This window comes from Streptomyces asoensis, from assembly GCF_013085465.1.
Lineage (GTDB): Bacteria > Actinomycetota > Actinomycetes > Streptomycetales > Streptomycetaceae > Streptomyces > Streptomyces cacaoi_A.
Genome location: NZ_CP049838.1, coordinates 1671802 through 1697222, shown reverse-complemented (window position 1 = coordinate 1697222; position 25421 = coordinate 1671802). Strand labels below are relative to the sequence as shown.

General features: G+C 71.1%; 22 protein-coding genes and 3 pseudogenes. 18 read left to right on the top strand and 7 right to left on the bottom strand.

Translation table 11 applies throughout. From position 1 onward, the window contains the following. Nucleotides 1-17 precede the first annotated feature (17 nt). The 11 genes from G9272_RS07455 (at nucleotide 18) to G9272_RS07405 (ending at nucleotide 11855) form a co-directional block, all read left to right on the top strand. Nucleotides 18-1148 (top strand): FAD-dependent oxidoreductase, encoded by a 1131-nt coding sequence (locus G9272_RS07455; protein WP_171395802.1) that lies wholly within the window; start codon nucleotides 18-20, stop codon nucleotides 1146-1148. Then, nucleotides 1145-2152 (top strand): amidohydrolase family protein, encoded by a 1008-nt coding sequence (locus tag G9272_RS07450; protein WP_171395801.1) that lies wholly within the window; start codon nucleotides 1145-1147, stop codon nucleotides 2150-2152. The genes G9272_RS07455 and G9272_RS07450 overlap by 4 nt, the downstream gene beginning before the upstream one ends. Nucleotides 2153-2157: 5 nt before the next feature. After that, complete coding sequence (locus G9272_RS07445; protein WP_171395800.1) at nucleotides 2158-3090, top strand: VOC family protein; 933 nt, start codon at nucleotides 2158-2160, stop codon at nucleotides 3088-3090. 77 nt (nucleotides 3091-3167) lie between these two features. Next, complete coding sequence (locus G9272_RS07440) at nucleotides 3168-4139, top strand: fumarylacetoacetate hydrolase family protein (protein ID WP_171395799.1); 972 nt, start codon at nucleotides 3168-3170, stop codon at nucleotides 4137-4139. Next, nucleotides 4136-4888: an SDR family NAD(P)-dependent oxidoreductase gene (locus tag G9272_RS07435; RefSeq protein ID WP_171395798.1), complete on the top strand. Its 753-nt coding sequence runs from the start codon at nucleotides 4136-4138 to the stop codon at nucleotides 4886-4888. Before G9272_RS07440 ends, G9272_RS07435 begins: the two co-directional genes overlap by 4 nt. A gap of 248 nt (nucleotides 4889-5136) precedes the next feature. Beyond that, a complete protein-coding gene (locus G9272_RS07430) occupies nucleotides 5137-6480 on the top strand; it encodes an aminomethyl transferase family protein (protein ID WP_171395797.1) in 1344 nt (447 codons plus the stop codon). Nucleotides 6481-6520: 40 nt separating this feature from the next. Further along, nucleotides 6521-7393, top strand: a complete 873-nt coding sequence (locus G9272_RS07425; protein ID WP_171395796.1) for a methylenetetrahydrofolate reductase — start codon at nucleotides 6521-6523, stop codon at nucleotides 7391-7393. Beyond that, nucleotides 7390-8295 (top strand): formyltetrahydrofolate deformylase, encoded by a 906-nt coding sequence (gene purU, locus G9272_RS07420; RefSeq protein WP_171395795.1) that lies wholly within the window; start codon nucleotides 7390-7392, stop codon nucleotides 8293-8295. The genes G9272_RS07425 and purU overlap by 4 nt, the downstream gene beginning before the upstream one ends. A gap of 95 nt (nucleotides 8296-8390) precedes the next feature. Beyond that, a complete protein-coding gene (locus G9272_RS07415; protein ID WP_171395794.1) occupies nucleotides 8391-9254 on the top strand; it encodes a bifunctional 5,10-methylenetetrahydrofolate dehydrogenase/5,10-methenyltetrahydrofolate cyclohydrolase in 864 nt (287 codons plus the stop codon). 128 nt (nucleotides 9255-9382) lie between these two features. Then, nucleotides 9383-10318 carry a LacI family DNA-binding transcriptional regulator gene (locus G9272_RS07410; protein ID WP_171395793.1) on the top strand — a complete coding sequence of 312 codons (936 nt, stop codon included), beginning with the start codon at nucleotides 9383-9385 and terminating at the stop codon, nucleotides 10316-10318. A gap of 175 nt (nucleotides 10319-10493) precedes the next feature. Beyond that, nucleotides 10494-11855 carry an aminomethyl transferase family protein gene (locus tag G9272_RS07405; RefSeq protein ID WP_253267749.1) on the top strand — a complete coding sequence of 454 codons (1362 nt, stop codon included), beginning with the start codon at nucleotides 10494-10496 and terminating at the stop codon, nucleotides 11853-11855. 148 nt (nucleotides 11856-12003) lie between these two features. Here G9272_RS07405 and G9272_RS07400 read toward each other — a convergent pair whose 3' ends face one another. The 4 genes and pseudogenes from G9272_RS07400 to G9272_RS45195 all read right to left on the bottom strand — a co-directional run. Then, nucleotides 12004-12390 (bottom strand): MerR family transcriptional regulator, encoded by a 387-nt coding sequence (locus G9272_RS07400; RefSeq protein ID WP_171395791.1) that lies wholly within the window; start codon nucleotides 12388-12390, stop codon nucleotides 12004-12006. A gap of 53 nt (nucleotides 12391-12443) precedes the next feature. Then, nucleotides 12444-13478, bottom strand: coding sequence for an MDR family NADP-dependent oxidoreductase (locus G9272_RS07395; RefSeq protein ID WP_171395790.1), 1035 nt, complete (start codon nucleotides 13476-13478; stop codon nucleotides 12444-12446). 174 nt (nucleotides 13479-13652) lie between these two features. Further along, nucleotides 13653-14174 (bottom strand): annotated as a pseudogene (locus G9272_RS07390) (homoserine O-acetyltransferase); the annotation flags it as partial. Further along, a pseudogene (locus G9272_RS45195) lies at nucleotides 14102-14299 on the bottom strand (O-acetyl-L-homoserine sulfhydrolase); the annotation flags it as partial. The pseudogenes G9272_RS07390 and G9272_RS45195, both read right to left, overlap by 73 nt. Here G9272_RS45195 and G9272_RS45190 point away from each other — a divergent pair. Next, a complete protein-coding gene (locus G9272_RS45190; RefSeq protein WP_253268182.1) occupies nucleotides 14291-14866 on the top strand; it encodes an OsmC family protein in 576 nt (191 codons plus the stop codon). The pseudogene G9272_RS45195 and the gene G9272_RS45190 overlap by 9 nt on opposite strands. Nucleotides 14867-15002: 136 nt before the next feature. Next, a complete protein-coding gene (locus G9272_RS07375; protein ID WP_253267748.1) occupies nucleotides 15003-15482 on the top strand; it encodes a hypothetical protein in 480 nt (159 codons plus the stop codon). A gap of 45 nt (nucleotides 15483-15527) precedes the next feature. Here G9272_RS07375 and G9272_RS45185 read toward each other — a convergent pair. After that, nucleotides 15528-15790: pseudogene (locus G9272_RS45185) on the bottom strand (IS630 family transposase); the annotation flags it as partial. A gap of 391 nt (nucleotides 15791-16181) precedes the next feature. Between G9272_RS45185 and G9272_RS07370 the strand changes: the two are divergent. After that, nucleotides 16182-16973 (top strand): hypothetical protein, encoded by a 792-nt coding sequence (locus G9272_RS07370; protein WP_171395787.1) that lies wholly within the window; start codon nucleotides 16182-16184, stop codon nucleotides 16971-16973. Nucleotides 16974-17274: 301 nt separating this feature from the next. Then, entirely contained in the window at nucleotides 17275-18459 is a 1185-nt protein-coding gene (locus G9272_RS07365) for a type III polyketide synthase (RefSeq protein ID WP_171395786.1), read from the top strand. A 325-nt stretch (nucleotides 18460-18784) separates the two neighbouring features. On the opposite strand, the gene G9272_RS07360 is transcribed toward G9272_RS07365, so the two are convergent. After that, nucleotides 18785-20947 carry an ATP-binding SpoIIE family protein phosphatase gene (locus G9272_RS07360; RefSeq protein ID WP_171395785.1) on the bottom strand — a complete coding sequence of 721 codons (2163 nt, stop codon included), beginning with the start codon at nucleotides 20945-20947 and terminating at the stop codon, nucleotides 18785-18787. Between the two features lie 471 nt (nucleotides 20948-21418). On the opposite strand from G9272_RS07360, the gene G9272_RS07355 reads away from it, so the two are divergent. The 3 genes from G9272_RS07355 to G9272_RS07345 all read left to right on the top strand — a co-directional run bounded on the left by G9272_RS07355 (nucleotide 21419) and on the right by G9272_RS07345 (nucleotide 23948). Then, nucleotides 21419-22633 carry a M4 family metallopeptidase gene (locus tag G9272_RS07355; protein WP_171395784.1) on the top strand — a complete coding sequence of 405 codons (1215 nt, stop codon included), beginning with the start codon at nucleotides 21419-21421 and terminating at the stop codon, nucleotides 22631-22633. Next, on the top strand, nucleotides 22630-22932 hold the full coding sequence (locus tag G9272_RS07350; RefSeq protein ID WP_171395783.1) for a protealysin inhibitor emfourin: 303 nt from the start codon (nucleotides 22630-22632) through the stop codon (nucleotides 22930-22932). The genes G9272_RS07355 and G9272_RS07350 overlap by 4 nt, the downstream gene beginning before the upstream one ends. A 245-nt stretch (nucleotides 22933-23177) precedes the next feature. After that, the gene (locus G9272_RS07345; protein WP_171395782.1) at nucleotides 23178-23948 is read left to right on the top strand and encodes an SDR family oxidoreductase; all 771 of its coding nucleotides are present in this window, start codon (nucleotides 23178-23180) and stop codon (nucleotides 23946-23948) included. A gap of 70 nt (nucleotides 23949-24018) precedes the next feature. On the opposite strand, the gene G9272_RS07340 is transcribed toward G9272_RS07345, so the two are convergent. Next, nucleotides 24019-24915, bottom strand: a complete 897-nt coding sequence (locus G9272_RS07340; protein WP_171395781.1) for a LysR family transcriptional regulator — start codon at nucleotides 24913-24915, stop codon at nucleotides 24019-24021. Nucleotides 24916-25421 lie beyond the last annotated feature (506 nt).

Below are 25421 nucleotides of genomic sequence, written 5' to 3'. Positions count from 1 at the left end.
TGACAAGGGAGCTTCCCATGACCACACCCCGCACGGTCCTCGTCGTCGGCGGCGGCGCCGCAGGCAACGCCGTGACCGTCCTGCTGCGCCGCGCCGGCGTCACCGTGGACCTGATCGAGGCCAGGCCCGACTGGAACGCCACGACCGGCTCCGGCATCACCCTCCAGGGCAACGCCCTGCGCGTGCTGCGCGACCTCGGCGTTCTGGACCAGGTCGAATCCTCCGGCCGGGCCTTCGGTTCGCTGGGTGTCGTCGCCCCCGACGGCACCGTTCTCCACGAGGCCGAGGACATCCGGACCGGCGGCGACGACCTGCCCGCCACCCTGGGCATGCAGCGGCCGCGGTTGCAGCAGATCCTCATCGACGCCGTCCGCGCCAGCGGCGCCGGAGTCCGCCTGGGCACCACCGCCGAGGCCCTGGACCAGGACGCCGACGGCGTCTCGGCGCGCTTCAGCGACGGCACCACCGCCCGGTACGACCTGGTGATCGCCGCCGACGGACTCAACTCCGCGACCCGCGCCGCCATCGGCATCACGGCGAAACCCGAGCCGACCGGCATGGCCATCTGGCGCACCACCGCCCCACGCCCCGCGGGCCTGGTGCGCACCGACCTGGCCTACGGCGGCCCGGCGTACATCGCCGGCTACTGCCCGACCAGCGAGCACACCATCTACGCCTACGTCGTCGAGGCCTGCCGCGACCGCGCCTCCATCGACCCGGCCCGCTACGCCGACGAGATGCGCCGGCTCGCGCGGGGATACGGCGGCCACTGGGCCGAGATCACCCCGCACATCACGGACCCGGCGAAGGTCAACTACACCTGGTTCGACCGGCTGCTGGTCGAGGGCTCCTGGCACCGCGGCCGGGTGGTGCTGATCGGCGACGCCGCGCACTGCTGCCCGCCCACCCTCGCGCAGGGCGCGGCCATGTCCCTGGAGGACGCCTCCGTCCTCGTCGAACTCCTCACCGCCGGCCGGGACTGGGACGACGACCTGCTCCAGCGGTACTACGAGCGCCGCATCCCCCGGGTGCGGGCCGTCGTCGAGGCGTCCGTGCAGCTCGGGCAGTGGCAACTGGACGGCGTCCGCGACGCCGACGTCCCGGGTCTGATCGGCCGGACGATGACGATGCTCAAGGAACTGCCGTGACCGACCACCCGTCGCCGACCGTCGACGTGCACGCCCACGTCCTGCTCCCCGAGGTCGACGCCCTCGTCACCGGCCACCCCGGTCTCACCGCGGCCAGGGAGCTGGACGCCCGGCGCAACGGCCCCGCCTCCCTGGCCGTCAGCGGCCCCATGGTCCGTGAGCGCGTCCCGCGGCTGACCGATGTCACCGTGCGGCTGGCCGCCATGGACGCGCAGGGCGTGGACGTGCAGCTGGTGAGTCCCTCGCCCTCGCACTACCACTACTGGGCCGACGAGGAGACCGCCGAGAAGCTGTACCGGCTCGCGGGCGAGGCGACCGCCGCGCACTGCGCCCGCGCGCCCGACCGGCTGAAGGGACTCGGGCTCGTTCCGCTCCAGCACCCGGACCTGGCCGTACGGGCCCTCGAACACGCCCTGGAACAGGGCCTGTCCGGGGTCGAGATCTCCTCCCACGCCCCGGGGCGGGAACTGTCCGACCCGGCGTACGAGCCCTTCTGGGCGCGGGCCGGGGAGACCGGCGCGATCGTCTTCCTGCACCCCTTCGGCTGCACGCTCGACGAGCGCCTGGACCGCTGGTACCTGTCCAACACCGTGGGCCAGCCCACCGAGAACGCCGTCGCGCTCTCCCACATCGTCTTCTCCGGGGTGCTGGACCGGCACCCCGATCTGAAGCTGATCGCCGCGCACGGCGGCGGCTATCTGCCCACCCACATCGGCCGCTCCGACCACGCCTGGTCGACGCGCGCCGACGCGGGAGCGGGCTGCGCCCACCTGCCCAGCAGCTACCTCAGGCGGCTGTACTTCGACTCGCTGGTCCACGACCCGCACGTCCTGAGGGAGTTGGTCCGCGCCGTCGGCGCCGACCGCGTACTCCTCGGCTCGGACTTCCCCTTCGACATGGGCACCGAGGACCCCGTCGGCGCGCTGCGCGCGGCCCGGCTGCCCGACGCCGACTTCCACGCCGTACGAGGCGGCAACGCCGCCGCCCTCCTCCGGAAGGACTGACCTCCATGCGTCTGCTCACCCACCTGCGGCACGTCGACCTCGCCGTGCCCGACTACGACAGGCAACTCGACTTCTACGCCGGTGTCTGGGGCCTGACCAAGGTCGCCGAGGACTCCGGGATCTCCTTCCTGGCCGCCGAGGGCAGCCCCGAGAGTTACGTCGTACGGCTGCGCAAGGCCGACGAGAAGCGCCTCGACCTGGTGTCCTACGGCGCGGCGAGCGCGGCGGACGTGGACACCCTCGCCGAGCGACTCCTCGCCGGGGGCGTCCGGCTGGTATCGCGGCCGGGCAAGGTCGAGACCCCGGGTGGCGGCTACGGCTTCCGCTTCTTCGACGTCGACGGCCGCACCGTCGAGGTCTCGGCGGACGTCGAGACCCGGCAGCACCGCAAGATCGAGGAGAAGGAGGCCATCCCGGTCAAGCTCTCGCACGTCGTCCTCAACTCCCCGGACCTGAACGTCACTCGGGAGTGGTACGAGCGCCACCTGGGCTTCCGGCTCTCCGACACCCTCATGCATCCCCGGATGGGTGAGGCCATGCACTTCATGCGGATCAGCAACCAGCACCACTCCATGGCGATCGCCAAGGGCCCGCACACCTCCCTGCACCACGTCTCCTTCGAGATGCGCGGTATCGACGAGTACCTGCGCGGCTCCGGCCGGGTGATCCGCTCGGGGGCCCGCAAGCTCTGGGGCCCGGGCCGGCACACGGCCGGCGACAACACCTTCACCTACTTCCTCGACCCGCAGGGCAACACCGTCGAGTACACGACGGAGCTGGAACTGCTGGACGAGGACACCTGGCACCCGCACGTCTACGACTTCTCCCAGCCCGAGATCGCCGACCAGTGGGGCACCGCCAACCCCATGAACGAGCTCGTCGCCAAGGAGTCGTTCAACGACGTCGACCGCGGTGTGTTCATCGCCCCGCCGGTCTGATCCCCGCCTGTTCGGTCCCCGCCGGTCCGATCCCCGCCGGTCCGATCCCGTACGTTCCCCGGAGCCTGGAGCCGTCCATGCGTTTCGCCACCTACGAACACCAGCACCGGCGCCGGGTCGCCGTCGTCGACGAGGACGGCACCCTCCGCCCGGTGCCCGGCGCGCGCTCGCTGACGGAGCTGATCCGGTCCGGCGACGGCCTCGACGCGCTGCTCGGCGTCGGCGCCGCCACCCTCGGCGTTCCGGCGGGCCCCCAGGTGTCCGAGGTGCGGCTGCTGCCACCGCTGGAGCCGCCCACCGTGCGGGACTTCGTCACCTTCGAGGAACACGTCGAAGGGGTACGACGGTCCGTGGACGGGGCCGGCGGGGTACCGGAAGCCTGGTACGACGCCCCGACCTTCTACTTCACCAACCCGTACGCGGTCATCGGCGCCCACGACGACGTGCCGGTGCCGCCGGGCAGCGGCCTGCTCGACTTCGAGCTGGAGGTCGCGGCGGTCATCGGCCGCGAGGGACGGGACCTCACCCCCGAACGGGCACGGGACCACATCATCGGCTACACGGTCTTCAACGACTGGTCGGCCCGGGACCTCCAGTCCCGCGAGATGCAGGTCCGCCTCGGCCCGTGCAAGGGCAAGGACACGGCCGCCACCCTCGGGCCGTACCTGGTCACCGCGGACGAGCTGGAACCGTACCGGGACGCCGACGGCTTCCTGCGCCTGGCGCTGACCGCCTCGGTGAACGGAGAGGTCATCGGCGAGGACCTGCTGTCCAACATGAGCTGGACCTTCGAGGAAATGGCCGCCTACGCCTCACGGGGCACCGTCGTCCGCCCCGGCGACGTGCTCGGCTCGGGCACCTGCGGCAACGGCGGCTGTCTGGCGGAGCTGTGGGGAGTGCGCGCAAAGCAGTCACCGCCGCCGCTGAAGCCCGGTGACACGGTCACCCTCACCGTGGAGGGCATCGGCACGGTCTCCAACACGGTGGTGGCAGGCGTCGATCCGGTGCCGCTCCCCGCCGCCCGCCGCCGTACCCGGGAGCGGCCGTGACCGATCCGCACCGGGGGAGGCTCCTGGGCAAGGTCGTGGTCGTCACCGGCGCGGCCCGCGGCCAGGGCGCGGCGGAGGCCGCGGCCCTGGTCCGCGAGGGCGCCCGGGTCATCGCCACCGACGCCCGGCCGACGGGCGAGTGCCGACGCCTCGACGTCACCAGCGGTGACGACTGGGCCGAACTGGCCTCAGCCCTGCGGGAGTCGTACGGCGAGGTCCACGGCCTGGTCAACAACGCGGGCATCACCTGGCGCGCCCGCCTCGGTGACGTACGGCCCGAGGACTTCGCCCGCGTCCACGCCGTCAACGTCACCGGCCCGCTGCTCGGCATCCAGCACCTGAGCCCGCTGATGCCGCCGGGTTCCTCGATCGTCAACGTCGGCTCCTCCGCCGCCCTCACCGGCCACTACCCGGTCGCCTACACGGCGAGCAAATGGGCCCTGCGCGGCCTGTCGAAGAGCGCCGCGACGGAACTCGGCCCGCGCGGCATCCGCGTGAACACGATCCACCCCGGTTTCATCGAGACCGAGATGACCGCCTCCGCGGCGCCCGCCTTCCGTGACGCGAACGTCCGCGAGACACCGCTCGGCCGCACCGGCACCGCGCACGAGGTGGCCCCGCTCGTGGTGTTCCTGCTGTCCGACGAGGCCTCCTTCATCACCGGCGCGGAGATCCCCGTCGACGGCGGCCTCACCGCGCACGGCGGCGTGAAGTCCGTCTCCGACGCCCTGCGTGGAGCGACGCCGTGAGACGCCCCGACCTCATGGAGCACACCGCCAAGGACGGCTTACCGAAGATCGTCCAGCACACGGAGCGCAGGCATAGATTCCGCGTGCGTACCTCGTGCGGACGGATTCGCTTTGGTAGTTTGCACTAGATCGTTTTAGTGGAGCTCCGTCAGTGGTCGGACCTCGGGTGGTTCACTTCTGTCCTTTACTAAATCGATTTAGCGCGACGGGATGCGCGACGGGACGAACCCTCGGCAAAGGAGCCGCACATGACCACCCCCTCCCTCCAGAACGCCATCGAGCAGGCCGGATCCCCGATCAGGCTGCTGTGGCAGCCGAACGCGGAGCCGTGGCTCCCCGAGGTCGTGGACCGCGAGTACGCCGGCTGGCGTCAGGAGCAGACCGCCTGGCATCAGGGCGTGGCGCTCCTCAACCTCTCGCACCACATGTACGACATGTGGATCGAGGGCCCGGACGCCACCCGGGTGCTGGCCGACCACGGCGTCAACAACTTCGAGAAGTTCGCGATCGGGCAGGCCAAGCAGTACGTGCCGGTCACCCGGCACGGCCACATCGTGACCGACGGCATCCTGGCCCGCGAGGGCGAGAACAAGTACCTGCTCAGCGGGATCCCGGCCGCGCAGCACTGGGTGCAGTACCACGCCGAGAAGGGCGGGTACGACGTCGGTTTCGCCACCGACCCGTCCTCCGCCTTCCGGCCCGGCGGCGGTGACCCGAAGCTGTTCCGCTACCAGATCCAGGGTCCGCTGGCGACGGAACTCGTGGAGCGGGCCTTCGGCGGGCCGCTGCCGGAGACGAAGTTCTTCCACTCCAGCGCGGTCACCCTCGACGGCCGCCCCCTGCGCGCCCTGCGCCACGGCATGGCCGGTCAGGCCGGTTTCGAGTTCATCGGCCCCTGGGAGCACGCCGCATACGTCCACGAGGCGTTCCTCAAGGTCGGCGAGCCGCTCGGCCTGGTCCAGGTCGGCGCCCTCGCGTACGCCACCCCGAGCGTGGAGAGCGGCTGGATCCCCTCGCCGGTGCCCGGTATCTACACCGACCCGGACCTGCTGGAATACCGCCGGTACCTGCCTCTGTTCGGTATCGAGGGCAAGCGCCCGCTGAACGGCAGCTACTACTCGGAGGACATCGAGGACTACTACGTGTCCCCGTACGAGCTCGGCTACGGGAAGATGATCTCCTTCAACCACGACTTCGTGGGCCGGGACGCCCTGCTGAAGGCGAAGGACGAGCCGCTGCGCACCAAGGTCACCCTCGTCCTGGACCCGGACGACGTCCGCTCCGTCATCGGAGGCGGCGAGGACCCGGGCTTCGTCCTCACCTACGCCCGTCACCGGGTGGAGGGCGCGGCCGGTCCGGTCGGCGTGACGATGCAGAGCGCGTCGATCGACCCGGTGGGCACGGTCCTCACGCAGGCCCTCATCGACCCCGAACACACCGCGACGGGCACCGAGGTGACGGTCGTCTGGGGCGAGCACCCCGGTGCCGGCACCGACCCCGGGGCCGACCTCGGCTTCCCCCGCATCCGCGCCACCGTCCAGCCGTCCCCGTTCAACGAGCACGCACGCACCCTGTACCGCCACAACCGCTGACGCGGGTCGACCGAGAAGCGAAACGAGAGACGTCAAGACGATGCAACCCGCGAGCACGGTACGCACAGCGGTCGGCACCTCGCTGCTGGACGACTTCTCCCTGGAGATGACCGGGAAGGACGTCCCCAAGCTGGAGGAGGCCCGCGACAGCATTCCCCAGGGCACCCGGATCAACGTCACCTTCCTCGGCAACGAGGACCTCCGACTGCGGCTGGACGCGGCCCGGGCGGTCAAGCGGCTCGGCTTCGTGCCCGTACCGCACATATCCGCCCGTCGGCTCGGATCCCGCGACGACTTCGAGCGGTTCCTGGCCGGACTGCGCGCGGACGGCACCTCCGACAACGTGTTCCTCGTCGGCGGGGACCCGGCACACCCGGAGGGTCCCTACGCGGACGCGCTGTCCCTGATCGACACGGGGCTGCTGCGGGAGTACGGCGTCCGTCACGTCGGCATCGCCGGCTACCCCGAGGGCCACCCCGCGATCGACGGCACCGCCCTGTGGTCCGCGCTGCGCGACAAGCACGCGGCACTCGCCGCCCAGCCGCTGGAGGCCGGCGTCATCACCCAGTTCGGCTTCGACGTCGACCCGGTGCTCGCCTGGGTGGAGGAGGTCCGCAGCCGGGGTGTCGCTCTGCCGATCAGGATCGGCGTGCCCGGTCCCGCCGGAGTGCGTCGGCTCATGGCGTACGCGGCCCGCTTCGGCGTCGGCACCAGCGCCTCCGTCGTCAAGAAGTACGGCTTCTCCCTGACCAACCTCATGGGTACGGCGGGACCGGACCGTTTCCTGCGTGCTCTCGCGGCGGCCCACGACCCCGCCCGCCACGGCGAGTTGAAAATCCACTTCTATACGTTCGGCGGGATCAAGGCCACCTCCGACTGGGCCGCCCGCTTCCGGAAGGACAGCCTGGCATGACCCTCACCCAGGACGCCCCGGCCCGCGCCGCCAAGAGCGGGCCGCCGGCCCCGCAGGCCTCGCTCATCGTGCAGGGCGCCGACGCCACCGGCATCGTCGCCGCCGTGACCTCCGTCCTCAGCGGCCACGGCGCGAACATCGTCTCCCTCGACCAGTACTCGGACAATCCGCAGGGCGGCGCCTTCTTCCAGCGCACCGTGTTCGGCCTCGACGGCCTCCGGGCCGCGCTGCCCGCCCTGCGGGCCGACCTGGACCGGTCCCTGGTGGACGAGTTCGGGCTCCGCTACACGCTCCGCGACCTCTCCGTGCCCAAGCGGGTCGCGATCTTCGCCTCGAAGTCCGACCACTGCCTGCTCGACCTGCTCTGGCGCCACCGGCAGGGCCAACTCCCCGTCACCGTCGCCATGGTGATCTCCAACCATCCCGATGTGGCCGAGGAGGTGCGGAGTTTCGGCGTCCCCTTCTTCCACGTCCCCTGCCAGGGGTCGGACAAGTCCGCCGCGGAGGCGGAACACCTCCGGCTGCTCCAGGGCAACGTCGACTTCGTCGTCCTGGCCCGCTACATGCAGATCCTGTCGGCGGACTTCATCGACCGGGTCGGCGTCCCGATCATCAACATCCACCACTCCTTCCTGCCCGCCTTCATCGGCGCCGGACCGTATGCCAAGGCCAAGGAACGCGGCGTGAAACTGGTCGGCGCCACCGCCCACTACGTCACCGAGAACCTCGACGAGGGCCCGATCATCGAGCAGGACGTCGTCCGCGTCACCCACGCCCACACCGCCGGCGACCTCACCCGCCGTGGCGCCGACGTGGAACGCGCGGTGCTCTCCCGCGCCGTCCTGTGGCATGCCGAGGACCGCGTGATCCGCGACGGCAACCACACCATCGTCTTCGCCTGACGGCGCACCACACACTGCGCACCGCACGCCCGCTGGTCGTGTGCCATACCCCCGGCGGGCCCGTCCGGCCCCCCACGAGAAGGCGGTTCGCCACCATGACCACCACGATCGACGGCAGCCGGATCGCCCGGCGGATCCGTGCCCGGGTCGCCGAGGAGGTCGCCGCGGCCGCGGAGGCGGGAACGGTTCCCGGACTGGCGACCGTTCTCGTCGGCGACGATCCGGCGAGCGCCGTGTACGTCGCCGCCAAGCGACGCGCCGTGCGGGAGGCCGGCATGCGCGACTTCCACCGGAAGCTGCCTGGACAGGCCACTCAGGAGGACGTGGCCGCGGTGATCGACGAGCTCGCGGCCGACCCGCGGGTCTCCGGCATCCTGCTGCAACTCCCGCTGCCCCGGCAGCTGGACGCCGCCACCCTGATCGACCGCATCCCCGTCACCAAGGACGTCGACGGCCTCACCACCGCCAGCGCCGGTCTGCTCGCCCGCGGGGAACGTGGACTGCGTCCCTGCACACCCAGCGGCGTCATCGAACTCCTCGACGCCGAGGGCATCGCGCTCAAGGGCGCCCGCGTCGCCGTGGTCGGCTGGGGCGCACTGGTCGGACGGCCGCTGGCCCAACTGCTGCTGCGGCGCGGCGCGACCGTGTCGATCGCGCACGAACACACCACCGACCTCCCGGCCGTCACCCGGGCCGCCGACATCGTCGTGGTCGCCACCGGCGTCCGCGGGCTCGTCGGCTCCGAACACGTGGCGCCCGGTGCCGTCGTCATCGACGTGGGGATCCACCGCACGCCGCACGGTCTGGCCGGCGACGTCCGCTCCGCCGAACTCGACGGGATCGCCGACCGGATCACCCCCGTTCCCGGCGGCGTGGGACCCATGACCATCGCCATGCTCATGGTCAACACGCTGCGTGCCGCCCGATGGGGCGCCGAACGCGAGATCGTCGCGGCCTAGCCGCCATCTCGTCGCGTAGGCTGGCGCCCCGGCACTTAATCGTTCTGTACGTGGGACGCAGGTGGGACGCCGCAGGGTGACACCACTCGTCAGGGGCGCGTGGTCCGGCTGAGAGGGAGTGGGTCGACGTGGGCCGTTCCGGTCGGGTGACGCTGAGCGACGTCGCCAAGGCATCGGGTGTGTCACGGGCGACGGTGAGCTTCGTGCTGAACGACGACCCACGGCAGACGATCTCCGCGGCCACCCGGGAGCGGGTCACGGAGGCCGCCCACGAGTTGGGGTACGTCCCGCACGGCATCGCCCGCGCCCTGCGCGAGGGGTCCTCGCGCATCGTCGTGCTGAACGTCGACCGGGGCATCGAGGGCAACTTCTCCCGGAGTTACGTCCGGGGGCTGGACGAGGAACTGGCCGAGCACGACCACGTCCTCCTCGTCCGGCACGGACACGCGGCGCCCGAGGCCACGCAGAAGATCCTCGACGCCATCGTGCCGCGGGCGGTGCTCAGGCTCGGCGAGGTCTACATGCGCGGACACACGTCGGACGAGCCGGACGAGCAGGACTGGGAGAGCGGCTTCGCCGCCAACGCCGCACTCCAGATCGACTTCCTCGCCGAACGCGGGCACACCCGGATCGCGATGGCCCTGCCCGACCACGAGTTCCCGCTGACGGAGGCCCGGCTCGGCTTCGCCCGCGAGGCCGCCCGGCGACGGGGACTCGCGCCCCTGGAGTGTTTCGTCGTGCCGCGGCCGCGGGAGGCCGGCGCGGCCGCCGTCGAGGCGTTCCTGGCGGCGCACGCGGAGGTGACCGCCCTGGCCGCCTTCGACGACGACATCGCGCTGCGCAGCCTCACGGCCCTGCGTGACCTCGGGCTACGGGTGCCCGAGGACGTGGCCGTGATCGGTTTCGACGACACCGAGTACGGCTCCCTGACCACGCCCGCGCTCACCACCGTGCACATCGACGCCGAGATCCTCGGACGGATCGCCGCGAGGGACGCCCTCGGTGTCGACACGGAGGGCCTGGCACCGGTGCGCGGTCGGATCGTGGACCGCGCGTCCGTGTGACCGCCGTCGAGCCGTGACGGGTCGGCGCCGTCGCCGGGAGCGGCCGCGTCCGTCCCGCGTCGCGTCAGCAATGGATGCGGCGTGCGGAGCCTTCAGCGCGTCGCCGTCGGTGAAACCGTCTGTTACGGTCCCGCTTAAACGATTTAGCAGCTGCCTTCATGAGCCGGAGGATCCTGTGGACGCAGTCGAGGTTCAGCGGAGCACGTACGAAGCGGTGTTGCGACTGAAGGACGCCCCTTTCGTCACGCAGCGGCCGGCCTACTTCAGCCCCGCCGCCGCGGCCCAGGACGAGAGCAACCACCTGGCCTCCTTCGGGGCCTTCGCCCAGACGCTGCTGCCGCTCGAGTACACGGGCTGGGTCGAGGAGTGCCGTGCGCACGTCACGTCCTGCTATGTGGGCGACTGGTCGTCGCTGCACAAGGTCGTCGTCAGGGGACGGGAGGCCCTGGCCTTCCTCGCCTGGCTCGGCATGCGGAACCTGTCCCGCTTCGAGCTCGGCCAGATCAAGCACCACGTCCAGCTCGACGGGAACGGCTGGGTGGCGTCCGAGGGGATCGTGTGCCGTCTGGGGGAGGAGGAGTTCCTCTACACGGCCGGCAGCGCGGACTGGCTGCTGTGGCAGCTGGGCCAGGGCAGTTGGGACGCGGAGGCCGAGGACGTCAGCCCCGACCTCTTCATCTTCGGGGTCCAGGGTCCGGCGGCCCTGGACACGCTGGAGAGGCTCACGGGCGAGAGTCTGCGCGACATCGGCTTCGGCCGCAGCCGCGCGGCACGCGTCGACGGGGTCCCGGTGCGGGTCCTGCGTACGGGTATCTCGGGCGAGCTCGGCTACGAACTGCACGGCTCCACCGCTCACGCCAACGCGATCTGGTCGGCCGTCGTGGCGAGCGGTCGCCCGCTGGGGATCCGCGAACTGGGGCTGCGCTCCCAGCCGGTGCAGCACATCGAGGCGGGCATCGCCACGAACGGCCTCGACTACCTCCCCGCGTCCATCCTCACGCCGGGTGCGCCCCGGCAGTTCAGGAGGGGAGAGCCCGGCGGCAGCTTCGTCCCGGAGAACGGCGTCACGGACTACTTCCGCAAGCCGGGCGAGCTCGGCTGGGGTTTCCGGGGCGGCGTTCCCGACCGCGAGTTCCTGGGGCGCGACGCGCTGGTCGCCGAGGCCGCGAAGGGGGAGCCGCAGCGGACGCTCACGGGCCTGCGCTGGAACGCCGAGGACGTCTCCGGCATCCTGACCGCGCCCCTCGGCGAGGGCGACCTCCCGGACCCGATGGAGCTGCCGCGTGGCCGCGGCCCCGCCTTCGACCAGGTGCTCGTCGGCGGACGCCGGGCGGGGGTGTCCACGGGCCGGACCGTGAGTGTCAACCTGCGGTCGACGATCTCCCTCGTCGTGATCGACCGGGCCCACGCCTCTCCGGGTACCGAGGTGGTGGTCCTGTGGGGCAGGCCGGGGACCGCGCAGCGGGAGGTCAGGGCGACGGTGACCGCGCTGCCCTTCAAACCCGACCGGCGCCGGACCGACGTCACCACGCTGTAGTCCGGGGAGCCCGGGCGGACCGGGGGAGGGGCGGGAGAGGGGCGGGGGCACGACGTGACCGTCGTGCCCCCGCCACCGCGGTGTGGCGGAGGGAACCGTATCCGGCGTCATCTATCCCGGTGAGCTGTGCACCTCGCGTGACGGATCGTCAGGGGCGTTCGTATGTGCGCAGGGCCAGGCCGGCCCGCAGTCGGCTCAGCCGGTCGATCTCGGCGTCGAGGGCTGCGATCCTGCGGTCGACCACCCCGGCGCCGGGCCGGTCGGAGTCGGGCCCGCCGGAGTCCGGAGGCCCGCATCGCCGTCGGGGATTCTCCACCAGCAGGCCGATCCGGTCGGCGAAACTGCGCAGGTCCTCGACGGTGAGCCCGAGCGCCAGCAGCTCACGGACGACACGGACTCTCGCCACCTCGTCCGGCCCGTACTCACGTTGCCCGGTGGCCGTGCGCCGCGGTGGTGGCAGCAGGCCCCGTTCCTCGTAGAACCGCAGTGCCCGTGGGGTGGTCCCCGCGGCTGCCGCCGCATCTCCGATCCGCATGTCCCCGACCTCGCGCCTCGGTCCCGGTCGCCGCGACCGCGCGCGACGACGCCTCACGTCGGCGGCAACTCCACGACGACCGTCCCGAAGTGCCGCCCCTCGAACAGTTCCTGCAACGCCCGGGGCGCGTCATCCATGCCCGGGATCCGTACCTGCGGGAAGACGATCTCCCCGGAGCGCAGCCAGTCCCCGAAACGCTTGGTCCATTCCTCCGCCACCTCGGGATGGTCCATGCCGCTGTAACCGTGCAGCGAGATGCCTTGGTTGACGAGCCGGAAGGTGTCGATCTCCGCGGGTGCGCTGCAACCGTCCCGGCGCGGCGACAACTGTCCCGACAGCGCGCCGACCAATGCGAAGCGGGCACCCCGGCGCCCGGCGCGCACAGCCGCGGCCAACTGGTCGCCGCCGACGTTGTCCAGCAGCACGTCGATGCCGTCCGGCGCCGCCGCGGCCAGTTGCTCGTCGATCGGCCGAGGTCCCGGGACCACGACCGCGTCGTAGCCCAGTTCGGCCCGCAGCCGCTCGGCCTTGTCCGCCGACCGGGTGCTGCCGATGACCCGCCCCGCGCCCAGCAGCCGCGCGACGGGGCCCGCCAGCGTGCCCACGGCTCCCGCCGCGCCCGTGACGAACACGGTGTCGCCGGGGCGGACTTCGGCGAGCCGGGTCAGTGCTCCGTAGGCAGCCGACCCGGAGGACAGATGGGCCACCGGGTCGGGCAGCACATCGCCCAGCGGAGCGCAGTCGGCCGCCGCCACCAGCGCGTGCTCGCGCCACCCGAGCAGATGCGTGACCGTGTCCCCCGGGCGCAACGGACCGCCGGGCCCGGCCGCGACGACCTCACCGACCGCGGGACCGAACAGCGCGTCACCGACGTGGATGCGAGGCAGCGGTACGCCGTCGGCCTGGCCGCCGATCAGCGTGCGCAGGCCGGGGAAGACGAGGAAGTACCGGTTCCGGACGACGACCTGTCCCGGACCGGGGACGGGCACCGGCTTCCGCGTGAACGTGAAGTGCTCGGGTCCCGGCAGCCCGCCGGGTAGCTCGGACAGCAGGATCTCGCGGGTCGTCGCGGGCAGGACAGCGGCCATGTCGGGGCTCCTGAACGGGTTCGAAGGTGGGCGCGCGGACTGTGACAGCCGGACCGGTCCGGCTGTCGGCGCGCAGACGCTAACCCCTGACGTACGCGTCAGAGGCAAGGCTGTTGCACCGCAGCGGGATCGGCGCGCTCCGAAGAACCTGAGCGGCCCGAACGGCCGCCGCTGGCCGACGAGTTCGCGTACGAGCGCGGCGACCTGCTCCACTTCGATGAGGAAGCCGTCGTGGCCGTAGGGGGATTCGATCACCCGAAGGTGGTCCGCTGCGTGGATCCCCTCGGCCAACTCCGCCTGCTGGCCTAGGGGATACAGGCGGTCCGAGCTCACTCCGGCGACCAGCGTCCTGGCGGTCACGCGGCGCAGCGCGGCGCGCGTACCACCGCGACCGCGGCCGATGTCGTGCGTGTTCATGGCGTCCGCCAGCACGACATAGCTGCCCGCGTCGAAGCGGCGCGCCAGCTTGGCGGCGTGGTGGTCGAGATGGGACTCGACCTGGTACCGGCCGCCGTTCCAGGGGTCCTCCGTACCCTGGGGCGCGCGACCGAAGCGGACTTGTAGCTCCGGCTCGCTGCGGTAGGTGACGTGGGCGACGCGGCGGGCCAGGCCGAGTCCCGCGTCCGGACCCCGGCCCGTGTCGTGGTAGTCGCCGCCACGCCAGTGCGGGTCGTCGCGGATGGCATGGAGCTGGATGCGTCGCCGATGTTGGCGAGATGGCTGAACAGCTCGACGCCGTCGACGAACCGCTTGCCGGCCTCGACCCCGTCCCGCAGTTCGAAGGCGAGGACCGCGCCGGCGCCGCGCGGAAGATGGCGCTGCCGCTCGACACCGCCCCCGACCCGCAGCCGGGGCTGCGCGAGTACCTGGAGGTCAAGCGAGCCGCCCTGCTCGCGAAGCGGGAGGCGCAGCGCACCGCCCCGCCCACCGAACCGAACCGGTTGCGGGCCCGTACCACGGCCGAGGAACGCAGCGGCGTACGGCGCATCCGTATCCGCCGGCACCAGATCATCAGCGACTCCCCGCTCGACTTCGCCGGCTACGACCTCGGGCCCGCCTCCCCGGAGATCCAGCTCGGCGTGCTGTCCAGCTGCCTCACCCACATCTTCCTCATCCAGGCCGCCGACCTGCGGATCCCGCTGGACTCCCTGGAGGTCGAGGTCCAGGCCGACCAGGACCCGCGAGCCGGCCGGCCGGGCTTCGAGGAGGTGCCGATCCACCCGCACAACATCAGCTACACCGTGCACGTCACCTCACCGGCCGACAGGGAGCGCATCCGCGAGCTGCACGAGACGGTCGAGCGCAAGTGCCCGATCTGCAACCTCCTGATCAACCCTCAGTCCATCACGGGCCGCGTCGTCCTGACGGGCAGCCCGGAGGAGATATGAGCCGGGCGTAGGGCGCGGCAGCGCATTGCCGACCAGCGCGGACATCGCCCGTCGACCGCAAGGCCCTGCGTGGTTCCCTGTGCCGGAGAGTGAGAGCCGCTGGTGTGGCTGCGGTGGTTGGGACAGCATGCGGCGCATGGACTGGATGCCTCTGCTCTCCACGCTGACAGGTGCCGCTATCGGCATCGCCGCCACCTTGATCGCCGATCGGAACAGGTGGCGGCGCGAGGAAGCACGACACGCTCTGGAAGTGCGACGCGCCGTGTACACCGAGTACGCCTCCGCCCTCAAAGACGCGGGGGAGGAGATACGGGCTGTCGCCCTGGGCGATCACATGTCCGAGTCAGCGCGTGATGCGGCGGTGCGCGAAGCCTTCCGTGGGACCGGATTGCACACGGCAAGCGAGCGGCTCTGGCTCGTGGGTCCGCCGCTCGTTGTTGCGGCCGGGAACGATGCGTTTCACAGCCTGCGTCGGATGCGCGACGCCTATGCCCGCGGGGTGGCCGTCGGCTCCGCCGAGGACACGGCCTTCATCCAACAGCGCCGCACGGCCATGGCCGAGATGCGCCGCCGCATGCGTGAGGATCTGGGCATCGGCCCCCTCGGGATCGAATGACCACCGGCCGGAGGCTCGGAAACAGGCTGTCAGGCTGCGGTTTCGCCGGCCGATCCTGGCTGGGCGAGTGGCGGCCGTGCGGGCGACGAAGTCCTCATTGGCAGAGCTGAGTTGGCGGGGAAGGCCTCCCGCCCGCTGAGGGGCCAGGCAGGCCAGGCCGATCTCGTTGCACCGGTGGATCACGTCGCGGACCGTGTCCTCGTCGGCCTGGACCAACTGGGCGTGCTGGTGCTGCTCCGGCGCACGATCTGCTGCCGCTGCCCCTCCTGACCGGTCAGTCGGCACACCCGAACGGGCTCTGCCGACACGCCTCCAGCGGTCGGATCGGACGTCACCACACATCCAACCGCCACGACCACCGAACCGGCGAACCCATGCGGTCACAGCACCGGGCGAGTCCTTCGAGGTCATCCCCCAGGCCACCGACCCGGTCGCTGCGCACCGCGCTGGATCGTGGTGACCTGAGTGCCGGTGCGGCTGACCGGACACCGGTCGGGGTCGGCGATCGCAGGTGAATCACCGTCAGCCGGGCAGTCGTCCCGTTGAACCGTCCGCACAGTCGAAGGAGCCTCCCGTGCTCCTGCGCCCGGCGGACGGGCCTCCGTCGAGCTCGCGTCAGCCCCACCGTGGGCGGCACCACTCCGGCCGTCACACAGTGGCCGGCGAGATGTCGGGCTCCGGAACTATCAAGGGATATCGATGGAGAATCGCAGAGAAGAAGAGGGACGGGCGCCTCAGCGCAAGGTGCTCGACCTGACTGCTGTGCAGGTGGTGGCGAGCGCGCTCGCGACGGTGGTGGGCGCGGTACTGGCGTCCCTGCTGGGGGTGACCGGGACGATCATCGGCGCCGCCGTGGTCAGTGCCAGCGCGACCACCGGGGCCGCGGTCTTCTCGCATGCTTTCCGACGGACGGGCGAGGGGATCCGTAGTCGGGTGCCGCCGGTAGGAGTGCCGAGGACGCCGGGCGAGGAGCGGGCTGAACACCGCGCGGACGCCCGGGCGGCGTTCGGATCACCGGCCGACGCTTCGGTTGTCGACGGGGTACGGCCCTGCACGCCCTCCGAAGGTGAGTCGGTCACCACGTATCGGGGTGGCTCCGTCCGGAGGGCCATCGCCTGGAAGAAGTACGGCCTGGCGACGGGCCTGGTGTTCGCCCTGGCGATGGTCACGGTGACCGCGGTGGAGCTGATCATGGGCAAGCCGGTGGCGGCCGTCGTCAAGAACGAGCCGGGCAGGGGAACCTCGGTGGGCGGTGGCTCGGCCGGTACCCCTGGTCCCGCCGACAGCTGGACACCCACCCCAGGTGCGTCCGACGGCACGGCGCCGCAGTCGGACAGCTCCGCCTCGCCGAACGCGAGCGCGGCGCCGGACACCGGGTCTGGTCCCAGCCCGAGTCACAGTCCCAGTCCCAGCTCCAGTCCCTGGGCCTCGGCGACGTCCGGGCCGTCCGGCAGCGGTGCCGCGAGCGGTTCCGACACCACCGCTCCTTGAGCCGGAGCGCGTCGGCGAACACCTCACGTCGCGAGCAGGTCGCAACCTGGGTGACGGTGAGTCAGGTAAGACCGGTGGAACCGGCCTGAACACCCCCCGTTTCAGCGGTGTGTGCCGTATCACGCCCCCAAGGGTCGCCCAAGTTGTCTGGGTCACAGCGGAAATGTCCATTTGGCGTCCATGCTCGACAGGGCCGGCGACTCCCGAAGCGGAGCCCATCGGCATGGGCGTGAAGTTCCAAAGTGGCCCATGCCGCAGCCCTCGTGACGTTCCCCCTTGTTCCCCCGGAAAGGTGCCCATCATGGCCGCTTACCTCTGCCCCCCTGCCGTGATACACGGTGAGCACGCCGTGGAGACCAGCCAGATCGTGGCGGAGGTGCGCGACCGGCACCCGGACGCGGCGTGGGCGCCGCGGATCGACGGCATCGCGGCCAGTACGGGCATCGAGACCCGCGGATGGATGCTGCCGCTGGAGACCGCCGTCGCGCCCGGCAACGGCGGCGGCCTGCGGTCTGTCGGCGTCGCGCCCGCCCAAAAGGCGCTGGCACGTGGCGGGTTCACCGAGCAGGACGTGGACCGCGTGATCGCCGCCCTCGAGGCGATACCGGCGCCGCAGACCGTCCAGGAGCGCACCGCGCCGGCCTGGGAGGCCGTGCAGTCCTACGGGGAGCGCGCGGCGCGCGGGGCCCTACAGATCGCCGGGCTGGACGTCGCGGACATCGACTGCCTGATCACCAGTCACTCCACCACCCCGGCGCTGCCCGGTCTGGACATCGCCCTGGCCAACAAGCTTCAGCTCCGCAACGACGTGATGCTGCTGCCGGCCACCCAGTGGGCCTGTGTCGCGGGGACCCGCTCCCTGGCCCTCGCGGCGGATCTCGTGGCCGCGGACCCCGAACGGGTGGTCCTGGTCGTGATCGCGGAGGCGCTGAGCACGACCTACCAGCCCGCGGACGACACCATCGAGTCCCTGATCGTCCGGTTGCTGTTCGCGGACACCGCGGTCGCCGTGGTGGTCACGGGCCGCCAGAGGCACGAGTCGGTGCTGCGGCTGGACGCCGCCTGGCACCACACCCTCCCCGGCACCCAGGACCTGCACCGCCTGGATACACGGGCGGACGGCACCCACTTCGTGATGGACCGGCGTGGGCCGCGCGCCGTACAGGAGACGGTCACCGCGATGTGGGAGTGGCTGCGCCTCCGCTACCAGGACGACCCCGACTCCTGGCACCCCGACGTGCTGCTCGCGCACCCCGGCGGGACCCGGGTGCTGGAGTACATGGAGCAGACGATGCCCGACGCGTGGCCGTCGGGGCTGCTGGACTACAGCCGGGACAGCTACACCAGCGGCAACCGCGGAGGCGCCGCCGTGTTCGACATCCTGAGGCGGGCGCACGACGCCGGGCAGAAGTCGGGCAGTCGCGCCGTCCTGTACGCGGCGGCACCGGGCCTCACCGCCACCGCCCTGGAAGGGGAGTGGCTGTAGCGCGAGCCCCCGCCACCCGCACGGGCAGACGGGCCGCCCGCATCACCGGTCACGCCACCGGTACGGGCAGACGGGCCGCCGCATCACCGGTCACGCCCCCGGTACGGGCAGACGGGCCGCCGCATCACCGGTCACGCCACCGGTACGGGCAGACGGGCCCCCGCATCACCGGTCACGCCACCGGTACCGCTGAGGGCGCCGTCCGTACCGTCGGCGGCGCCGGATGACGCGCACGCCGCCCCTACGCTCGCCGCACTCGCGTACGCCGGCCGCGCGCCCGCGCTGATCACCGGCGCGCGCGTCCGGACCCCGCCCGGCGGCCGCGTCACCTTGCGACTTCCGCCCAGATCACCTTGCCGGTGTCCGTCCACCGCACCCCCCATCGGGTGGTGAGCCTGTGCACGATGCGCAGGCCACGCCCGCCGTCGTCGAGGAGGCCGCCTCGGCTCAGACGTGGCCTGCCGTTGCCGGTGTCGCCCACCTCGCACAGCAGGCCGTGACCGGCCCTGATCAGTCGTATCGTGATGGGGCCGGTGGCAAAGCGCACCGCGTTCGTGACCAGCTCGCTGACCAGCAGCGATACGTCGTCCTGGGTGTCGCCCCTGGTGTCCCACTGCCGCAGCAGCGCGGAGACGTGCGCGCGGGCACGGGCGGGCGCGTCGTCGCGGGCGGGCAGCCGCCAGGTCGCGGTGTCCCCCTTGCGGTAGCCGATCATGCGCACGAGCAGCAGGGTCACGTCGTCGCGCTGGCGCACGGGCGCCAGCACGGAGACGACGTGCCGTGCGGCCTGCTGAAGGGCGTCCCAGGGGTGCACCGCGGACAGGACATCCGCCAGCCTGCTGATCCCCTCGTCGATCGACAGGGCCGGATCCTCCACCAGGCCGTCGGTGTAGAGGGCGAGCAGGGAGCCCGGGGGCGCGCCGAACGTGTACACCTCGAACGGCTCCCGCAGCGCGAACTCGGCGCCCAGGCCGGGGTGAGGGCTGACCGCGAGCGGGCCCGCGCGGCCGTTCGGAAGCACCAGGACCGGGGGAAGGTGGCCGGCGCTGGAGAGCGCCACGTGGTGGCCGACCGGGTCGTAGAGGGCGATGCAGCAGGTGGAGCCGAGGGCGCTGTAGCCGGCCGCCAGCCCGGACTCCGCGTCGTCCAGCAGCGTCACGGTCTCGTCCAGGTGCTCCAGCACCTCGTCGGGCGCCAGCCCCGCGGACAGCAGTGCGCGGGCCTCCATGCTCAGCTGGCCCATGGTTGCCGCGGCTCCCAGGCCGTGCCCGACGACGTCACCGACGACCAGCGCGGTACGGCCGTCCGGCAGCGGAAAGCTGTTCACCCAGTCGCCACCGACGCCCGCGCTGTCGGGGGTGGCGGGCTGGTAGACGCTGGCGATCTCAAGGGTGTGGCCGCCTGTCCGGGGCAGCAGCCGGCGCTGCAAGGCCAGCACCTGAGTGTGCTCGCGCTGGTGTTGGCGGGCCAGGTCGACATGATGGGCGGTCCTGGCGACCAGTTCCTGGAGGTCGAACAACTCGCTGTCGCGGAAGGGGAGGTCCGCCCGCCGCCAGACCTCCGCCACGCCCAGCACGACGGGCGGCACGCCGTCCAGGACCAGCGGTATGCACGCCACACTCGCCGACCGGTCACCGGGCACCAGGGCACGGATCGCTCGCGGACTGCCGAGCAGCCGCTCGACCGCCTCCCGGTCGGGTATGACGATGGCCTGCGGGGCATCGTCCCGCCGTACCGCCTGCGCCAGCAGGCGGCTCGCGTCGCTCGGAAGATCGTCGCCCGGAGTCACGTAACCCTCGGGCCACACCCGGTCCGGCACCAGGGCTGCCCGCCGTAGCCGGATACGCCCCTGCGCCCGCTCGGTGACTCCCTCGCCCGTCCACACGGCGAAGTCGAGGTCGACGGCGGCCACGTCCCCCCAGGCCAGCAGGGACTCCGCCAGCGACTGCGCCGTCTCGCCGATGTCCAGCGAGGTGCCGATCGCGGTCTCGGCGGCGTACAGGTGCAGCCTTCTGGCCATGGCGATCAGGGAGACGGTCAAGCCTTCCTGAGGCGCAGCGGCGGGCAGGATGCTCATCGAGACGACCAGCTCCGACCCGTCGCCGCGCCGCAGGCGCTGGATGCGGGCGACGTGTGCCTCACCGATCTCCAGGACCTGCCGCAACCGCCGGGTGACCGTCGGTACGTCCCCGGGAGGCAGGAGATCGGCGAATGGACTCCCGGCCACGGCGTCCAGACCCGCGAAAACGGCGGCGTCCAGATTGGAGCGGGCGATTCTCAGATCGCTGTCCAGGTTGACCACGCCGAGAATCTGATCGTGACGGTCGGCTGCCGGGTTCTCGGGTACGCGTCGGTCGGTGGTGCGGTCGCCCCGCGCGTTGTCGGAACCGGTGGCCGCTGCCGATCCGCCGCGCGGGATGTAGCGCCCCAGTGCGCGGCTGACCAGGTCAAACGGCGATGAGGGCGAGGAGGAGGGCGTGGAGTCCATGCGGCTCTCTCAGCAATCCCCGGCGCAGCGCCGGGGTCGTTACTCGGACCCGTGCGACGGGGCCCCGAGATCCCTCACCGCACACCTCATTGAATAACACCGGGGGTCGGTTCGCCCACACCAGCGGATCGCGCGGTGAACGCTGACCGTGGCGCCGGCGTCGACGCTGATGGCCACTGCGGCACCGGCAGCGCCCGTTCGCGTTTCTGACATTCACGCAATTCGTGCGCGGCTCTTGTTCCTGGACCTGCGTTTGCCAGTCACCACGGACGGCAGGAGACTGGTGATATCAGCGTGACTGCGCCGCTGGAAACGGGGATGGTCGGTGTCGACACTTCTCCCGCTGCCGCCACGCCGGCGGGCAGCTGGCCGTTTTTCTGCGACCGGTCATGTTGCATATTAAACCGGCCATGTTGCATATTAAAAGAGATGAATGCTCGGCCGTCGGCCTTCTCGCTCAGGAGGTTTCCCATGAGCAGGGCTCGCCCCATCAACTGCATCATCCCCCCGTACATTCTCGACAAGCTCCTGGACAGCGAGGACAGGGAGGTGCGCGAAGCCGCCCTGGACACCCTGCTCGTAACTGCTCGCCTGCGGGGTGAGCGAGCGGTCCGAGCGTCTTTCGCCGCCGGCGCGGCCGCCCCCGGAAACGGCCGGCGCACCGTCTTCGACTGTGAGCAGGAGGAATTCCTCTCCAACGCTGTCCTGGCCAGGCCGGAGGACGGCCCGGAGTCCGCGGACCCGTCCGTCAACCAGGCGTTCGACGCACTCGGCCTTACGCGCGATTTCTACAATGAGGTGTTCCAGCGAAATTCGATCGACGGCCGCGGAATGCGCCTGGACGGATACGTCCACTTCGGCTTCCAAGTCAACAATGCATTCTGGGACGGACGCGAGATGCTTTTCGGTGACGGGGACGGAAAGGAGTTCAGTAACCTCACCGGATCCCTCGAAGTGATCTCCCACGAGTTGACCCACGGAATAACCGATCACACCTCGGAATTCGAGTACCACAATCAGTCCGGAGCCCTGAACGAGTCGATGTCGGACGTCTTCGGGTCGCTGGTCAAGCAGTGGTCGCTGAAACAGACCGCCGAGGAGGCGGACTGGCTGATCGGGGCTGACGTGTGGACTCCGGGAATCGGTGGCGACGCCCTGCGGTCGATGAAGGACCCGGGGCACGCTTACAACAATCCGAAGTTCGGAAAGGATCCCCAGCCCGACCGTATGAGCAAATTCATCCACCTGCCCGACACCAAACGAGGGGATTCCGGCGGAGTGCACTTCAACTCCGGAATTCCGAACAAGGCGTTCTTCCTGACGGCCGTGCGCATCGGCGGATTCGCATGGAAGGCTGCTGGAAACATCTGGTACGAATCGCTCAAGGCGTCCGGCGCCGAGGACCAGTTCCAGGACTTCGCGGGCACCACCTTCCAGAAGGCCGGGGAACTGTTCGGCGTCGGCAGCCCCGAGCAGTCGGCCGTGCTGTCGGCGTGGCAGGAGGTGGAAGTCCCGATCACGGGCGTCCCGACCGGAGTCGCCCGGGTACGGAGCTTTGCGGTCAACGGGAACGGCGGCGCGGGCCGGGAGGACGGCAGGGCGGCCCTCGCCAGGCAGCTCGGGGCACTGAACGACAAGGTCACCGCGCTGGCCCAGGACGTGGCCGCGCTGAAGGGCACCAGGTGACGGTGACTCTGGAGGCATACGGCGGGCTGGCGGCAGCCAGCAACCTCCGCCGCCCGTCCGAGGTGCTGGACACAGATGCCCTGCCCGAGACCGCTGCGGCTGAACTGGCCCAGCTGCTGGCGGCGGCCGTCTCGATGCCCCAGGGGGACGGGACCGGCCGCGCCAGGGATGCGATGAGCTACACGATCACAGTGCAGGACGGCGACCGCGTGACGGTCCTCGAGCAGTCGGACGCGGCCATGACCCCTGCGTTCGCGGCCTTGCTCACCTGGCTCAAGAAGCACTTCGCGCAGCAGTGACCGCGCCAGGGGTCAGACGGTCGGCCACCCGACCCGTGCGGCACCGGATCGACCTGCGGGAGTGTGCCATAGGAATTCCTTATGGCACCTGCTGTCATTTCGTCTTTGCCTCTCGTTCTTTCCCGAACGTACTTTGAACCAGCTCGACGAGGTGCCCACCGCGATTTCTCCGAAGATTCGCGCTCTGCGCACGTCGATTCTTCTTCCGTCGAGCGGACGCATTCGCGATCGAGAGGACCGAGGGCATGACCACGATCGAAAACGGCTCGGGCACGCGAGAACTCGCGGGAAAGCGGGCCCTGGTCACAGGTGGTTCTCGCGGAATAGGAGCGGCCATCGTCCGCCAACTCCTGGACGCGGGCGCCGAGGTGCTCACGACCGCCAGGTCGGCGACGAGCACGGTGGCGGAGGGGGCCACCTTCGTGGAGGCCGACGTGCGGACACGGGCTGGAGCGGAGACGCTCGCCGCGGCAGCGCAGGAGGCGCTCGGCGGGGTGGACATCCTGGTCCACAACGCGGGTGGGGCGCGACCGTACGAGAGCACCTCGGCCATCCCCGACGAGGAGTGGCAGGACCAGCTGGACCTGAACTACCTGGCCTCGGTGCGGCTGGACTCGCTGCTGACACCGGGGATGCGGGAACGGCGTTCAGGGGTGATCGTGCACGTCTCGTCGGCCGCGGTCCCCGTCACGCCACCACCGTTCCTGCACTACACGGCGGCGAAGGCGGCGCTGGAGAACTACAGCCGGGGACTGGCCCTGGAGCTGGCCCCGTCCGGAATCCGGGTCAACACCGTGACTCCCGGCAGAACCGCCACCCCCGGCGGCGAACTGACGCGGGAGCAGTGGGCGCGCCTGGACCCGGCGCAGGGCCAGAACGGCACCACCGTGCCGCTGGGGCGCGATGGTCAGCCCGACGACATCGCCCACGCGGTGCTGTTCCTCGTGTCCGACCGGGCGAGCTGGCTGACCGGGAGCAATCTCGTCGTGGACGGCGGTGAATTCCCCAGGGGTTGACGCCGGCGGCATTCCGGAACCGCCGGTTTCGACACAAGGAATCAAGCGGCGCCCGCTTCCTTCTCGCCCGTCAGGACACCGGTGAGGAGGAAGCGGGCTCGGACCAGGTCTCCTGACGCAGGAGGTCGAGCAGGGCCGTCTCCGCCGGGCCCGCGCCGTGCCGGACCACGGCGATGACGGGCTGGGCCATGACCGGGAACACCGGGCGCGCGAGGTGCTCGTAACCGTGGGGCACCGCGGAGGCCGGGACGAGCGTCACCCCCAGCCCGTGGTCGGCCCAGCGGACGGCCGTCGCCGTCTGGGACACGCGGGCGGCTGTGGTCGGGGCCAGATCGTTGTCCCGCAGCACGTTCAGCAGCACGCCGTCGAGCGCGCTGTCGCGGTCGAACCTCACCCACGGCTCCCCCGCCAGCTCGCGCAGCTCGACCCGGTCCGCGGCGAGCAGCCGGTGCCCGGCACCCAGCACCACGACGAACTCCTCGTCGCCGAGGTGGTGGGCGTCGGTGGGGCTGCGCTCGCACGCCGCCATCAGGGCAAGGTTCAACACGCCCCGGCGGCACAGCCGTTCCAGCTCGGCGGAGCTCGGCTCCTCGAAGACGGTGACCTCCAGCCGCGGGAAGCGGCGACGCAGTGCGCCCAGCGCGCCCGGCAGCTGCCGTGTGCCGAAGCCCATCTGCACCGCGACGACCAGCTCGCCCACCAGCTCATCGGCACCGGCCCGCGCCGTCGCCCTCGCCCGCCGCGACGCGCTGACCGCGATCTCCGCCTCCCGCAGGAACGCGCGGCCGACCACGGTGGGCACCAGTCCGGTCGGCGTGCGGGCGAAGAGTTGCACGCCGAGTTCCCGCTCCAGGCCGCGGATCTGCTGGGACATCGACGGCTGGGCGACGTGCAGCAGCTCCGCCGCCGCCGTCACCGAGCCCTCCTCGGCAATGGCCAGCGCGTACTCGTACTGACGAAGGCTCACCGGCTCCCGTCCCCTCCGTGCGGTCGACCGCGGTCCACCCCGTGGTCATCGTGGTAATAGGTGTGCCAACTCGGGAGCCGACGCGTTTACTCCCTGTCCGTCACCGACCGTCGAACATGGCGAAGGCCCCACCGGGGTGACGCGGACGTCCGGTGGCGCTTTGCGGTGGCCCGCTGAGCCGTCGAACGGCTGTTGCGCGAGCCGGGTGTCGAGGACCAGTTGACCAAGCGGCCGATTTTGTAAGAAGCATTGACGAATGTGTGGAGGGCTCCTACGTTCATGGCCGTCGTACTCCATACGTCATATACGAAACGTGGGCGCAATGGAGGGGGCCCGCAATCTCCGGCGCGACGGCAGACAGTGCGAGCCGACCGCGCGAGCCGACAAGGCGACGCCGCAGCACTGAAGTGTTTGAGTCTTCGATCCTCCGCACCTCTCGCCTCAGATATGTCATGTCCTCAACAGAAACGGGACAGCGGTCATGAACGCGCACCGCACGAGGAAGG

Excerpts from the sequence above, each read along its gene's own strand:
- purU (WP_171395795.1), top strand. The coding sequence starts at position 7,390 with ATGACCCTCACCCAGGACGCCCCGGCCCGCGCCGCCAAGAGCGGGCCG.
- G9272_RS07455 (WP_171395802.1), top strand. The coding sequence starts at position 18 with ATGACCACACCCCGCACGGTCCTCGTCGTCGGCGGCGGCGCCGCAGGC.
- G9272_RS07440 (WP_171395799.1), top strand. The coding sequence starts at position 3,168 with ATGCGTTTCGCCACCTACGAACACCAGCACCGGCGCCGGGTCGCCGTC.
- G9272_RS07430 (WP_171395797.1), top strand. The coding sequence starts at position 5,137 with ATGACCACCCCCTCCCTCCAGAACGCCATCGAGCAGGCCGGATCCCCG.
- G9272_RS07365 (WP_171395786.1), top strand. The coding sequence starts at position 17,275 with ATGGCCGCTTACCTCTGCCCCCCTGCCGTGATACACGGTGAGCACGCC.
- G9272_RS07425 (WP_171395796.1), top strand. The coding sequence starts at position 6,521 with ATGCAACCCGCGAGCACGGTACGCACAGCGGTCGGCACCTCGCTGCTG.
- G9272_RS07400 (WP_171395791.1), bottom strand. The coding sequence starts at position 12,390 with ATGCGGATCGGAGATGCGGCGGCAGCCGCGGGGACCACCCCACGGGCA.
- G9272_RS07395 (WP_171395790.1), bottom strand. The coding sequence starts at position 13,478 with ATGGCCGCTGTCCTGCCCGCGACGACCCGCGAGATCCTGCTGTCCGAG.
- G9272_RS45190 (WP_253268182.1), top strand. The coding sequence starts at position 14,291 with ATGGCGCTGCCGCTCGACACCGCCCCCGACCCGCAGCCGGGGCTGCGC.
- G9272_RS07370 (WP_171395787.1), top strand. The coding sequence starts at position 16,182 with ATGGAGAATCGCAGAGAAGAAGAGGGACGGGCGCCTCAGCGCAAGGTG.
- G9272_RS07355 (WP_171395784.1), top strand. The coding sequence starts at position 21,419 with ATGAGCAGGGCTCGCCCCATCAACTGCATCATCCCCCCGTACATTCTC.
- G9272_RS07345 (WP_171395782.1), top strand. The coding sequence starts at position 23,178 with ATGACCACGATCGAAAACGGCTCGGGCACGCGAGAACTCGCGGGAAAG.
- G9272_RS07445 (WP_171395800.1), top strand. The coding sequence starts at position 2,158 with ATGCGTCTGCTCACCCACCTGCGGCACGTCGACCTCGCCGTGCCCGAC.
- G9272_RS07415 (WP_171395794.1), top strand. The coding sequence starts at position 8,391 with ATGACCACCACGATCGACGGCAGCCGGATCGCCCGGCGGATCCGTGCC.
- G9272_RS07375 (WP_253267748.1), top strand. The coding sequence starts at position 15,003 with ATGGACTGGATGCCTCTGCTCTCCACGCTGACAGGTGCCGCTATCGGC.
- G9272_RS07360 (WP_171395785.1), bottom strand. The coding sequence starts at position 20,947 with ATGGACTCCACGCCCTCCTCCTCGCCCTCATCGCCGTTTGACCTGGTC.